Genomic DNA, 14,144 nt, shown 5'->3' on the forward strand with positions numbered 1-14,144 from the left:
ATTCATTAAACATTGGCGGACTAATCTGCGCTGCAAGGCATTCCCGTATTGCGTAGCCTTGTTTCCAGCCTTTGTCCCAAACCTCTCTGTCCAGACATCCCCGATGGGGATACCCAGGGTTTCTCCGGGAACAGCCAAGCTTTCTCCCCTTCATTCACTGTCTCTTCAACCGTTTCGGACCTGAAAGTCCGGATTGCGGGGTAGCGACCGGAGCCGGTCCAGACCGCGGACATGGAACCGAAGCAGAAATGAAAAGCGACGCCGAGCCCTTTTCGGAAAATTACGGATTGGCGGGAGCATTTTCCGGGGCGAGCTCCCGGATTGCGTTTTCCGTCGGTGGCACCACCAGAACCGGCGCCGACTGCGGCTGCGGCACGGGCTGCTGCTGTTGCTGCTGCAACCGTTCCTGCTGTTCTTTTTCCTGCCGCAGACGTTCTTCGGCAGCAGCCTTCAGCCGCGCTTCTTCCTCTGCCTTCGCCTTGGCTTCCGCCTCCGCCCGTTCCTTTTCCGCCTGCCGCTCAGCCGCCTGGAAACGATAAAGCGCCACTTCGCGACGCAGGCGTTGCTTTTCAAGAACGCTTGCCTGCATTGCCTCCACCCTGCGCCGCTCCTTTTCGAAGGCCCGCAGGGACAGGTAGTTGGTGAGCGCCGAAACGTCGGTCGTCAGGGCTGGCGCAGCAAGCGGACCGTTGTAATTCAGGCGCAAAGACGGTTCGGCGCCGGCAACCGTTTCGGTGCCGGGATTGAACAGGAGATCGAAGTCGCCATTCACCGTGAAAGCAGCAAGATCAACCGTCGCATCGGCTGTCAGCGTCAATGGATCGATCGCCGCCCGCAAATTCTGGAAATGCAGCGCACCACCATTTACCGAGAACGGCAGGGATACATCGCCGAGCCCGATCTCGCCCTGCCACAGGCTCTGGTCCACCAGCGGCCGAACTTTCGGAGCATCGATCGGCTGCTGCAAGCCATCCGCCGCCTGCAGGATTGGCGGCAGGGCACCGGGATTGAGCCCCTTCAGCACCAGCCCGCTGGCCCGGATTTCACCCGAGCCACCCGCTGATTTCAGCATTTCACCAACGCTTTTGCCGGTCGATTCTGCCGTGAGATCAATGGCCACGCGGCCGGTCGCAACCGGACCGTTCGCATTCGCCCAAAGGATCGGCTCCGGATTGGCGTCGGTTACCGCGATCTTGGTGCGGAAAATGCCCGCCCCCTCGCCCGTGGACATCGCAAACCGTCCTGCAATCTTGCCGCCCATGAAGCCGCCGGTGATGTCGTCGAGTGCGAGACTGCCCGAATCATGCGTTACCTTGGCCGTCAAACCCGTGACAGTGCCGAAAGGTCCAGCCTCGAAGCTTTCCGCCTTGAGCGACAGAGACGCCTTGAGCTGCGGGAAGGCCGGCATGGCCAGCGGCTTGGCATTGAGGCCCCCGGTTTCCGGATCGATCACCGGACCATAGATTGCGTCGCCAAGCCACGCGAGATCGGCGGTCCGGACTGAGAGATCGCCGCTGACGGAATGGGGCGCGGCGCGTTCGAACGTCAGGTTGCCGGAGAAGGGATTACCGCCTGCCTGTCCGCCGACAGAAGAAAGCGCAATTTTTTGTCCATCCACCGCAACTTTCGCATTGGCCTTCACCGCCATGCCCCCACCGAGCTGCGGCAGCCCAACGGCATTCATGATTAGATAGGGCTCGATATCAGCGCTTTCGAGGACGACATCGGCGCTGCCCTCACCGAAATTGGCAGCTGAAACGGCAAAGGAGCCGTTCGCCGAAAAATGTGTGCGTTCCGTCGAGAAGCGGATATCGGTCTGTGCCGGCGCGCCGAGCGTGCCATTGAGCTTGACGGACAGGAGGCCCTCGCCGTCAGCGTCGAAGGGCAACGGGTCAAGCCCGGCCTGGCCGAACAGGATGGCCGTCGACTGGTTTTTCAAGACAGCTTCCAGCGACATGGCCGTGTCATCGGTGATCGACAGGAAATCCGGCATCTTGGCGACGGCGGACAGCCGGCTGCCGTTAACGGTACCGGAGACGGCAACATTGGCGCCGCCGTTTTCGCTGTTGACCGAGACATCCATTGCAAGGTCGGAATTGGCGTACCATGGCGCGCTGGCCGCCAGGCGGCTGAGGAAGGGATGAGCAGGCAGTTTCTGCTGCAGCATCGTAAAGAAGGGCTGCATATCCGCCGCGTGCAGGTTCACCGTGCCCTTGCCCGCATATTTCAGCAAAGAGCCCTGCAATTCGCCTCTTGCCCTGACCTCTGCACCGGCGATATCGCCGGCCGTCATATTTTCCAGCGAAAGAACCCCGCCCGCCATCGTGAAGGCGGTCTCGACATGATTGGCGGTCACCCCGGCTATGTTGAACCGGTCGGCCTTGAACTTCGCAGTAATGCGGTGGTCGAGAACCGAGCTTCCGACCTGATCGCCAAGCGCCAGACTGCCGAGTGCCTTCAGCGCATCCAGGTCGATTTCGTTGCCCGCAAGATCGATCGAAAGATTGGAGGTCTTGCCGTCGGAGCGCCGTTCCAGCTCGCCTTTCAGCGACGCGTCGCCGATGGCGAGCTCCAGATTGTCGAAGCGCTGGTTCAGCGTCGTCAACGAGACATCGGCAGAAAAGCCGGCGGCATTGAGTTGCCGGATGGCCGGATCGACGGAGCCGGAAAGCCAGTTCGCCAGCCCCGAGGGCTGGTTGGACGCAACGAGCATATTGCCGTTGAAGGCCGGACCACCAAGCAGGGTCAACGATCCCTTGGCCTCCAGCTGGGTTCTTCCTGGCAACGTCGCCACCGCATTCACCACCTGCCAGCCGCTGCCCTGCGGCCGAACATCCAGCCGGATGTCACGAATGGTCGTGTCGTCGGAAACCAGGGCGGGAAGGCTGATGCTCGCCTTACCCGGCACCGGCGGTACGGGAATGCGCGCCACCATGGCGGCAAAGGCCTCGATGCGCTGGCGCACGGAAACAGTGGGCTGGCGCGAGGTCTTGCCCGTCTGCACGACAGGCGGCGCAAAACGTGCGACATCAATCTGCTGGCCATCGGCCGTCAGCAGGAATTCGGGCTTGGCGCCGGTATCGAGCGTCGCCTCTCCGGTCACGACATAGGGATTTTCGTTACCGCCGAGTTCCATGCGGTAGCTCGGTATACGCACGCTCTCATTGGTCAGTTCAAAACTGCCGCGGGTGCGCGGCGAGGAGAAGAGCGATTGCCCGGCCTGTTTCGGCTTTTCGTCTTCCCTGAAACTGAAAGAAAAGGAACCGCTATAGGCGGGCTTTCCCGCCGCTGCGGCGATGACGCCATCCAGATCGACCTCGACGGGATGCTCATCCGGCACGACGCGGACGCGAAGGCCCATGCGGCCATTGGCATAATCAGGTTCGCTGCTTGAGAGGGAGAAAGAGCCTGGATGCCCGTCGACGGCAGCCCGCCCGTCCGCCTTCCATGGTCCGGCCAGCGAATTGGCGGACATATCGGCGGTAAGACCGGTGATCAGGCGGTTGCGGCCCGATTGCTCGTCGATGAACTCGATCTGGCCACCCTCAATCTGCACGCTTTCCAGAACCACGGTTCGGGCGGGAATTTCCGCGCGGCTGCCACGCATCCAGTCCAGCGTGCCGTCTTTCAGCAGCCTGATCTTCGCCTTGGGTTCCTCGATGCGCATGTCAAAGATGCGCGCCTCGCCGGAAAGGAAGGGCGCGAGCTCGGCGTCCATGGAAAAACGCGCGACCTGGATGAGCGGCGATCCATCGGCATCCGTCCCGGCCCGGACGTCATGCAACGTTACCGAAGGGAACGGCAGGATGCGGGCCTCGACGCGGCCATGCACCACAACCTTCTTACCGAGAATACGGCTCGCCTGGTCCTCAAAATCACGGCGGAAATCCGTCCAGTCGACGAAATAGGGAATAAGCAGCGCCGAAAACAGCACCACCGCCAGCAGTCCGCCCAGAAAAACCAGAATACGTCCGAGCACTGACCTGCATCTCCCTTCACGAACGCTGCAAACCTATTCTTTTTTGCCTTAACGGCAAGCAGCCTTTTGTACCAATCAAATGTGAGAACGATCAGACAAGACGGAACAACTTGCCCGGATTGAAAATGTTGTCCGGGTCGAGCGACATTTTGATGGCGCGCATCACATCCAATGCATTGCCGGCTTCTTCGGCGAGGAAACTCATCTTGCCCTGTCCTATGCCGTGTTCGCCGGTGCAGGTGCCGTCCATGGCGATGGCGCGGCGGTTGAGACGGGCAACGAAGGCTTCGGTTTTCGCTACGCTTTCCGCATCTTTTCCATCGAACAGAATAAGGACATGAAAGTTCCCGTCGCCGGCATGGCCGACGATCGGTGCGAGAAAGCCGTTTTCCTGGATATCCAGCTGCGTTTCAACCACGCAATCCGCGAGCCTCGAAATCGGTACGCAGACATCGGTGGAAAGCCCGTCGAGATGGGGCGCAAGCGCCCGCGAGGCCCAATAGGCGTCATGCCGCGCCTTCCAGAGCTTGTTGCGTTCGGCGGCATCGCTTGTCCAGCGGAAGTCGATGCTTCCGCATTCAGCCGCGATTTCTGCGAACTGCTGCGATTGTAGCGCCGCCGTTTCCTCGGTGCCGTGGAACTCCACGAAAAGCGTCGGCTTCTCCGCATAGTTCAGGCCGGAATAGGCATTGCAGGCCCGGACCTGGACCTCGTCAAGCAATTCGATACGGGCAACCGGAACCCCCATCTGGATCTTCATGATGACGGCATCGCAGGCTGCCTTGATGCTGTCGAATGTGCAGACGCCGCCGGCGATCTTTTCCGGTATGCCCTGCAGCCGCAGCGTCACCGAAGTGATGACGCCGAGCGTCCCCTCGGCCCCCACGAAAAGCCGCGTCAGGTCATAGCCGGCAGACGACTTGCGAGCGCGGCGCGCGGTGCGGATTTCCTCGCCATTGGCGACGACGGCGGTAACGGCGAGCACATTGTCCTTCATCGTGCCGTAACGCACAGCATTTGTGCCGGAAGCGCGTGTCGAGGCCATGCCGCCGATCGAGGCATTGGCGCCGGGATCGATCGGGAAGAACAGGCCGGTATCGCGCAGATAGACATTGAGGTCCTCGCGCGTCACGCCCGGCTCCACCGTCACATCAAGATCTTCGGCATTCACCTCAATGATGCGATTCATCCGGCTGAAATCGATGCAGATTCCGCCGCTGGGCGCATTCACCTGCCCTTCCAGCGAAGACCCCGTCCCAAACGGAATCACCGGCACCCTATATTGCGAGCAGACCTTCACGACGGCCTTCACATCATCAGCACTCTCGGCAAAAACGACGCCGTCAGGCGCCTGGAGTGTCAGATAGGTGGTGGTGTGGCCGTGCTGCTCCCGAAACGCCTGTCCGGTCTGGAGCCTGTCGCCGAGTTGCTGCTTCAAAACGGCGAGCGCAGACGCAATGCCCTCTTCGTTACGCTTTCCCGCCACCACATCTTTCAACGCCATCGTCCGTCTCCACCGTAACATCAGCCCGTAAAGGATTCGATCCGTTACGAAATTCCGTCAGGTGGTATGGGATAAGGTTAACGCTTTGTCCAGCCGCGCAATGGCGCCAGACGGCAAGGCGGCAACCGTTTTTATTCCGCAGCAAGCAGCGGCTTGTCTTCCTCCAGCGCCTTGCGGCGGGCGGCAAGTTCCAGTTCGCGGTGAAGGCGGATTTCCTCATCCGCTTGCGGTTTGGCGAAGCGGGCGATCAGCAGGTAGGAGACCGGTGTGATGTAAAGCGTCACCAGCGTCGCGAAGCCCAGTCCGCCGACGATGACCCAGCCGAGCGCGATGCGCGCCTCGGCGCCGGCTCCCTGCGCCAGAACCAGCGGCACGCCGCCAAGGATGGTCGCGATCATCGTCATCATGACCGGACGCAGACGGATGCTGGTGGCTTTTTCGATAGCTTCCCGCACGGTTGCACCCTGATCGCGCAGATGGTTGGCGAATTCAACAATCAGGATACCGTTCTTCGCCATGACGCCAACGAGCAGCACGAGGCCGATCTGGCTGTAGACATTGAGGCTGGAGCCGGTGACGAGCAGCGCGATGACGGCACAGGCAAGGCCGAGCGGCACCGTTGACATGATGATGACCGAACTCAGCACGCTTTCGAACTGCGCGGCAAGCACGAGGAAGATGATGGCAATCGCGAAACCGAAGGTCAGCAGCATGCCGCTCGAATTCTCCTCCAGTGTCGCAGCCTCGCCCAGCGGCAGCAAGCGTGCACCGGGCGGCAGGACGGATTGCGAGAGCTCGTTCACCTTTTGCAGCGCCTCGCCCAGCGAAACGCCGTCCTTGAGGTTGGCGGTAAAGCCGACGGAGGGAAGCTGCTGTTCGCGGTTGAGCTGCGGCGCAACCGCATTTTCCTTGAGCGACGCGATGACCGACATCGGCACGATCTTGCCGTCGCCCGTCTTCAGGAAGACATTCTCAAGATCGGTCGGATCATTGATCGGCCGGGTGGAGGACAGGAGCCGCACCGGGATCGCATCGCCATCCACGAAGACGTCGACAATCGAGCGCCCTTCCAGCAGCGACTGCATGGCGCGAGAGAGGCCGGTGATGTCGATGCGGAGATCAGACGCGCGCTCACGGTCGATGGAGACCGAAATCTGCGCCTGATTGGGTTCGTTGTCGAAACGTGGCGTATCAAACAGGCCGCTTTCTTCCATGGAAAGCAGCAATTTCTGCGTCGCCTCTGTCAGCGCCGCATAATTGCTGCCGACCATCGCCATCTGCAATCCGTTGCCGGCGCCGCGAATGCGGAGGCTGTTCGGCTGCATCGCGTTGCCCCGCAACGCCGGAACCTTGTTGGCGGCAGAGGTGACATCGGCAGCGATCTGGTTCTGAGTGCGATCTCGGTCGGCCCAGGGCGCCAGCGTCAGCACCATGAAGCCGGTATTGGACGAGCCGTTCATGCCAGTGATGGAGTAGATGTTACGGATTTCCCCGCTGTCGCGAAGCGGCTGCAGGTTTTCCTCGATCCGCTGCAACTGGTCGCGGGTATATTCGAGGCTGACGCCCTGCGGCGCGGTGACCCGCATCATGATAGAGGCGCGGTCCTCGCGCGGCGTCAATTCACTCTGGATCATGCCGAAGGCGATCCATGACAGGCCGGAAAAGATGAGCGCAACGACGATGACGATGAGGGGGTTGTTGAGGCAGGCGGACAGCGTCGACTTGTATGTGGAGGCAAAGACATTACCGAACCAGGCGAGCGGGCCGGTCGGCTCCTTCAGCCCCTCCTTCAGCATGCGCGAAGCAAGCATCGGGCACAGCGTCAGTGCCACGATGGAGGACAAACCCACCGCGAAGGCCAGCACAAAACCGAATTCACGGAACAGGCCGCCAAGCTGACCCGGCAGGAAAGAAAGCGGAATGAACACGGCAGCCAGCGTCGCCGTCGTCGCGATGACGGCGAAAAACACCTCCTGCGTGCCGAGAACGGCAGCGGCCCGGGGCCCCATGCCTTCCGCCCGGCGGCGCACGATATTTTCCAGCACCACGATGGCGTCGTCGACCACCAGACCAGTCGCCAGAACGATGGCGAGCAGTGTGAGGATATTGACGGAGAAGCCGACCATATAAATGGCGACGAGGGTGCCAATCAGCGCCACCGGCATGGTGATCGCCGGAATGAGGGTGGCGCGCCAGTCGCGCAGGAAGAGATAAAGCACCACAACGACGATGATCGCCGAGAGCCCGAGCGCCAGTTCGACCTCGTGCAGCGCGCCTTCGATGAAGACGGCATCGTCACTGGTCACGACGACACGCGTGCCCTCCGGCAGATTGGCCGACATGGCGTCGACGGCGGCTTTCACACCGGTCGAGATACTGAGCGTGTTTGACTGTGCCTGGCGGATGATGCCAAGACCGACGCCCTGAACGCCGTTCGAGCGCAGCGACGTGGATTCGTCGTCCGCCCCCAGCATGACGGTCGCCACGTCCCTGAGGCGGATATTGTTCTTGATGAGAAGATTGGAAAAATCCTCGGGCTTTGTCAGGCTCGCGGTGGCGCGCACGACGATATCCTGCGTCGTGCTTTTCAGCGAACCCGCCGGGACATCGAGGGCAGCGCTTGCAAGCGCGTTGGAAACATCGGTCACCGTCAAACCGCGGCTCGCCAATGCTGCCTGATTGAGATCGACGCGAAAGACCTTTTCCTGGTCGCCGTAAAGCTCCACATCGGCCACACCATCGACGGCAGCCAGACGGTCGATGATTTCGTCATCCACCAGCTTTGTCAGGTCTTCCATACTGAGCGTGGACGAGGTGACGGCAAGCCGCATGATCGGCTGGCTGTCGGAATCCGCCTTGATGATTTGCGGCTCGTCAGCATCGTCAGGCAACTGGTTGGTGACGCGGCCAATGGCATCGCGCACATCATTGGCCGCAACGGCCATGTCGACATTGTCGCCGAATTCCATCGTCACGCGGCTGGTGCCGAATTGTGAGTTGGACGCGATGGATTTGATGCCGCTGACACGCGCCACCGCACCTTCGATGGTCTGCGTTACCTCTTGATCGATCGTTTCAGGCGCGGCACCTTCATACGTGGTCCTGACGCTGATCGTCGGCCGGTCGACGTCGGGCAGTTCGCGCACTTCGACGCCGACCAGAGCCGCGAGGCCGGCAACGACCAGCAACGTGTTAAGGACCGCCGCCAGAATTGGCCGACGCACGAACAATGCGGTAAAGGCGAGCTTGGAATCCTGACCGGAAGGCGGCTGGGTCGTCATTGGCTGGCAACCTCCTCGGGCTTGGGCTGGTTGCCGACCCGCACCGCCCCGCCTTCGCGCACGCGCTGCAGGCCCTCAATCACGACAGGTTCGCCTTCCGCCAGTTCAGCCTTGACGAGAACGGCATCCGGGTTGCGCTGCACGATCTGCACCCGCACCTTGTTGGATTTATTGTCAGCCACACGCCAGACATAGGAGCCTTCCGCATCCCACTGCACGGCCAGCGGATCAACCGAGGCATAAGTTTCCCCGGCGAAGCGCATGGTGACGCCGAATGACATGCCCGCCCTCAGCTCATCCTTCTCATTTCCGAACTTCGCCCGGATGCGGATGGTGCGGCTCGCCTCGTCGACACGGTTGTCGACGGCCTCGATCTCCCCCTTAAAAGTCTCACCCGGGCGCGAAATCGACGTGGCCTCCACCGGCATGCCGATCTTGATCGCAGTCGCGAAACGCTCGGGAGCCCAGAAATTGACGAGAATTTCAGACCGGTCGTCAATGCTGACAATGGTGGACTGCGTCGTGACATTGTCACCGATATTGGCGGCGACGATACCGGCCACGCCTTCGATGGGCGCGACAATATCACGCCGCTTGAGATTGAGTTCGGCGGTGCTCAGCGCAAGCTTGGCGGCTTCTTCGGCAATCTGGGCATCCAGCACGTCGAGGCGGGAAACGGACTTCAGGTTCTTGTAGGAATTGGATTTTTCGACGGCGCTGCGCAGCGCCACCTGCGCCTTGTCGCGTTCGATCACCTGCTCCTCGTCATCGAGCCGTGCCAGCACCTGCCCCTTCACGACGCGTGCACCGGACGATGTACGAATTTCAGAAAGCGTGCCGGAAACCTGCGGCATGACGACGACGGACTGGATCGCCTCGCCATTGCCGATGGCGTTCAACCGGTCGTTGACCGTGCCTTTCTTCACAGGGGCGGTCACAACCAGTGTGGCGTTGTTGTTGCGGCGTGCGCCACCCGCATTCTGTCCCGTCGGCGCGCCGGCCGCCGGTCCGCCGGCTGCGGCGACTTCGACCGAAGCAGCGGGTGCTTTGACCAGCCCGATGCTGGCGAGCATATTGCGGGCGTCGGGCGAATAGACGCCCCAGAGACAGAGACCTGCCCCCACCACGGCCAGACTGACACCCACCTGTTTCCAGACCCGCATATAGTTCTCCGGTTGATCATCGCAGCATAAGAAAGCCCCTGAAGCTCAGGCTTCGGGACATCAGCAGTATTCCCCGTCGTTTAAAACGAGGCAACGCACAAATACGTTTCTTACGTAATTGTAATTTGTGATGGATTCTCGTCGAGCACACCATAAACGCTATATTATCGCAAATATTGTTCAGCGCGGTAGTCTGTCAGCACGAAATGAGCCGGAGGAAGCCATGAGCACCGTCACGAAAACACAAAATCCCGAAGCCGATCCGCGCGTGAAAGCGGTGTTCGATGATATCCGCACCACCCGCAAATCGGACTTCATCAACAATATGTGGCTTTACCTCGCCTTTGATCCCGATCTTCTGGAAAAGACATGGGCCGAGGTCAAGGCGGTGATGGCGACACCCTCGGCGCTCGACCCTCTGGTGAAGGAAATGCTTTACATCGCAGTGTCCGTCACCAATGGCTGCTCCTATTGTGCCCATTCCCATACGGCGGCCGCGAAAGCCAAGGGCATGACAAATGAACAGCATGCCGATCTGATGCGGATTATCGCGCTCGCCGCCAAGACCAACCAGCTTGCGGTGGCCCTTCAAGTGCCTGTCGATGCCGCTTTTGATGCCGACCAGAGGGCATGAACCCGAAATAATGCCTTGGAATAGGCGTTTTGAGCGGCGATACCGGAATAAAAGCAGAACGCGGTTCTGGCCTTTATATCCCGAATCACTACATTGGGCCGCATGAGCAACAGTTTTGACGATATGCCGTTCTTCGATGAGGAACCCGTGGCGCCGCGCAGGGCGACGAACAATGCCCCTTCGGAAAACGGCGGCGGGCTTGGCATTGCCGCCCGCGCCATGGCTGCGCGCGATCAAACGCGTGCCGCACCCGATTATCTTTCCGGCCTCAACCCGGAACAACGCGATGCCGTGGAAACGCTGGACGGGCCGGTTCTCGTCCTCGCCGGCGCCGGCACCGGCAAGACCCGTGTTCTGACAACCCGCATTGCCCATATTCTCGCAACGGGCCGGGCCTATCCCAGCCAGATCCTTGCCGTGACCTTCACCAACAAGGCCGCCCGCGAGATGAAGGAACGCATCGGCGTTCTCGTCGGCGGCGCGGTCGAGGGCATGCCCTGGCTCGGCACGTTCCACTCCATCGGCGTCAAGCTGTTGCGTCGTCACGCCGAACTCGTCGGCCTGAAGTCGGATTTCACCATTCTCGATACGGATGACGTGGTGCGGCTGATCAAGCAGCTCATTCAGGCCGAAGGTCTCGATGACAAGCGCTGGCCGGCCAAACAGTTCGCCGGCATGATCGACGGCTGGAAGAACAAGGGCCTGACGCCGCCGGATATTCCTGAAGGAGACAGCCGCGCCTTCGCCAATGGCAAGGGCCGCGAGCTCTATACCGCCTATCAGAACCGGCTGAAAACGTTGAACGCCTGCGATTTCGGCGATCTGCTGCTGCACCCGATCAGCATCTTCCGCCGCCATACGGATATTCTGAAGGAGTACCACCAGAAGTTCCGTTACATTCTGGTGGACGAATATCAGGACACCAACACGGCGCAATATATGTGGCTCCGGCTCTTGGCCCAGCGCGCCAAGGGCGAGCCGCAGAACGTCTGCTGCGTGGGTGACGACGACCAGTCGATCTATGGCTGGCGCGGTGCTGAAGTCGACAATATCCTGCGCTTCGACAAGGATTTTCCCGGCGCCAAGGTCATCAAGCTCGAACGCAATTACCGCTCCACCGAGCATATTCTCGGCGCGGCTGGCCACCTCATCGCGCATAATGAGGGACGCCTCGGCAAGACGCTGTTTACCGAACGCAGCAGCCCTGACGACGAAAAGGTCGTGGTGCATGCTGCCTGGGATTCCGAGGAGGAAGCCCGCGCAGTCGGCGAAGAGATCGAGCAGCTTCAGCGCAAGGGTCACCTGCTGAACGACATGGCGATCCTCGTCCGCGCCTCCTTCCAGATGCGCGAATTCGAAGACCGTTTTGTCACGCTCGGCCTCAATTACCGCGTCATCGGCGGCCCGCGCTTTTATGAGCGCCTCGAAATCCGCGATGCCATGGCCTATTTCCGCCTCGTCTGCCAGCCGGCCGACGATCTCGCCTTCGAGCGGATCGTCAATACGCCGAAGCGCGGCCTTGGCGATACGACGATCCGCAACCTGCACGACTATGCGCGTGCCCGCGACATTCCGATGCTGGCGGCAGCGGCCGACATCATCGAAACCGACGAGCTGAAGCCGAAGGCCCGCAAGGCGCTGTTCGATGTGGTGCAGGATTTCCGCCGCTGGCAGGGTCTGCTCGAAAACACCGAGCACACCACGCTTGCCGAGCAGATTCTCGACGAAAGCGGCTACACCGCCATGTGGCAGGCCGACAAGACGGCCGAAGCGCCCGGACGCCTTGAGAACCTGAAGGAACTCATCCGCTCGATGGAAGCCTTTGAAAGCATGCGCGGTTTCCTCGAGCATGTCGCCCTTGTCATGGATGCCGAGCAGAACGAAAATCTCGATGCCGTCTCCATCATGACGCTGCATTCTGCCAAGGGTCTGGAATTCGACACCGTCTTCCTGCCCGGCTGGGAAGAAGGCCTGTTTCCGCACCAGCGGGCGCTGGATGAAGGCGGCCGCTCCGGTCTGGAGGAAGAACGTCGTCTTGCCTATGTCGGCATTACGCGTGCCAAGAAACTCTGCCATATCTGGTTCGTCTCGAACCGCCGTATTCACGGGCTGTGGCAATCCACCCTGCCCTCGCGCTTCCTGGATGAACTGCCGCCCGCCCATGTCGATGTCGCAGCATCCGACAGCAATTACGGCGGGTATGGCGGGCGTGGTGGCTACGGACAATCGCGTTTCGACAAGGCCGATCCCTTTGCGAACACTTATTCAACCCCGGGCTGGAAACGTGCGCAGCAGAACCGTAGCGATGCCACCCGCGACAACTGGGGCACGCGCTCCGGCCATGCGGTGGAACGAATCGGTTATGGCGAAAGCGGCCCGCGCACCCGCACCATCGATGGGGAACTGGTGGCCAAATCCGTGGCCGACACGCCGTCAAGATTCTTCGTCGGCGACCGCGTCTTCCACATCAAGTTCGGCAACGGCAATATCGCTGCCATCGAGGGGAACAAGCTCACCATCGACTTCGACCGCGCCGGCCAGAAGCGCGTGCTGGATGGATTTGTGGAAAAGGTTTGATTCAACAACTATGAGTGCCTGAAGGCCGCTTTTCCCATAGCCCACGTCACGCCATTGCAATAAAGGAGTTGCAATGGGATGTGAGTACCGGGTGAGGACTGCTTTGCATATATTGCCGAAAAGCCAGCGCAAGCTTGCGGTTTTCCTGATCAACATGGACGGCGCCACCAAGCGCCTCGCGGATATGACCGCGCGCCTTGATGCCATGGGTCTCAAGGCGGAGCGCATCCCAGGCGTCAATGGCAGGGAGCTGAATTATCCAATCCCGGAATTCAGCGAAATTTCCTATATGCTGATGCATGGCCGCCGCACGTCACCTCCGGAAATCGGTTGCTATCTCAGCCATGTCGCCTGCGCCCGAAAATTCATGGAAGACGATGCCGATATCTCGCTCATCCTCGAGGATGACGTGATCTTCGATGATGATTTTCTAAATGCGATTGATGAGGCGGCGCTGAATGGCTCAGACTGGGACTTGCTGCGTCTCACGACGGTCAGCAATGGCCGGAAATTTCCGTTCCGTCCGCTCTCGAACGGTCGCTCACTAGCCATTGCGCTGACACGCGAAAAAGGCTCAGGCGCCTATCTCGTCAACCGTCGTGCCGGACAATGGATATCGAAGCTCATCCCGATGCGGCTCGCCTACGATATCGCCTTCGATCTTGAATATCTGTCCGGCCTGAAGGCCGCCTTCATCTATCCGCTCTGCGCCACGCAGGATGCGGATGGTGAAAGCCAGATCCAGAATAATCTGCGCATTTACCGCCTGCCGCGCTGGCGGTATTTTACTGTCCTGCCCTATCGGGCCTATCTGGAAACCAGCCGGTTCCTGCTGCGCGGTATTCGCTTCGCGGTCGCCAGGGCGCGCGTTGCAATGGAACGCGGCAAGGGCAACGCCGCCCCGGCCGGTCATTGATCGCTCCGTCTTACACTTCGCCGGGCGTGAAGCCGACAAGATAAATTGCCGCCACAACGGCTCCGACAATAAAAATCGAGACGACGAAAA

General features: G+C 60.6%; 7 protein-coding genes. 3 read left to right on the forward strand and 4 right to left on the reverse strand.

The window, feature by feature from the left end:
- Nucleotides 1-280: 280 nt before the first annotated feature.
- From EGT36_RS01495 to EGT36_RS01510, 4 genes are all read right to left on the reverse strand, one after another.
- Nucleotides 281-3,979, reverse strand: coding sequence for an AsmA family protein (locus EGT36_RS01495; protein WP_125269973.1), 3,699 nt, complete (start codon nucleotides 3,977-3,979; stop codon nucleotides 281-283).
- 91 nt (nucleotides 3,980-4,070) lie between these two features.
- Nucleotides 4,071-5,483 carry an FAD-binding oxidoreductase gene (locus tag EGT36_RS01500; protein ID WP_125269974.1) on the reverse strand — a complete coding sequence of 471 codons (1,413 nt, stop codon included), beginning with the start codon at nucleotides 5,481-5,483 and terminating at the stop codon, nucleotides 4,071-4,073.
- Nucleotides 5,484-5,614: 131 nt separating this feature from the next.
- Complete coding sequence (locus EGT36_RS01505) at nucleotides 5,615-8,764, reverse strand: efflux RND transporter permease subunit (RefSeq protein ID WP_125269975.1); 3,150 nt, start codon at nucleotides 8,762-8,764, stop codon at nucleotides 5,615-5,617.
- Nucleotides 8,761-9,927 (reverse strand): efflux RND transporter periplasmic adaptor subunit, encoded by a 1,167-nt coding sequence (locus EGT36_RS01510; protein ID WP_037089914.1) that lies wholly within the window; start codon nucleotides 9,925-9,927, stop codon nucleotides 8,761-8,763. Before EGT36_RS01510 ends, EGT36_RS01505 begins: the two co-directional genes overlap by 4 nt.
- A 223-nt stretch (nucleotides 9,928-10,150) precedes the next feature.
- On the opposite strand from EGT36_RS01510, the gene EGT36_RS01515 reads away from it, so the two are divergent.
- The 3 genes from EGT36_RS01515 to EGT36_RS01525 all read left to right on the forward strand — a co-directional run bounded on the left by EGT36_RS01515 (nucleotide 10,151) and on the right by EGT36_RS01525 (nucleotide 14,054).
- Entirely contained in the window at nucleotides 10,151-10,561 is a 411-nt protein-coding gene (locus EGT36_RS01515) for a carboxymuconolactone decarboxylase family protein (protein WP_004442748.1), read from the forward strand.
- A gap of 102 nt (nucleotides 10,562-10,663) precedes the next feature.
- Nucleotides 10,664-13,138, forward strand: coding sequence for an ATP-dependent helicase (locus EGT36_RS01520; protein WP_037089982.1), 2,475 nt, complete (start codon nucleotides 10,664-10,666; stop codon nucleotides 13,136-13,138).
- A gap of 103 nt (nucleotides 13,139-13,241) precedes the next feature.
- Nucleotides 13,242-14,054, forward strand: a complete 813-nt coding sequence (locus tag EGT36_RS01525) for a glycosyltransferase family 25 protein (protein ID WP_037089913.1) — start codon at nucleotides 13,242-13,244, stop codon at nucleotides 14,052-14,054.
- Nucleotides 14,055-14,144: the final 90 nt, after the last annotated feature.

Origin of the sequence: Agrobacterium sp. FDAARGOS_525 (genome assembly GCF_003938925.1) — a bacterium.
Classification (GTDB): domain Bacteria; phylum Pseudomonadota; class Alphaproteobacteria; order Rhizobiales; family Rhizobiaceae; genus Agrobacterium; species Agrobacterium pusense.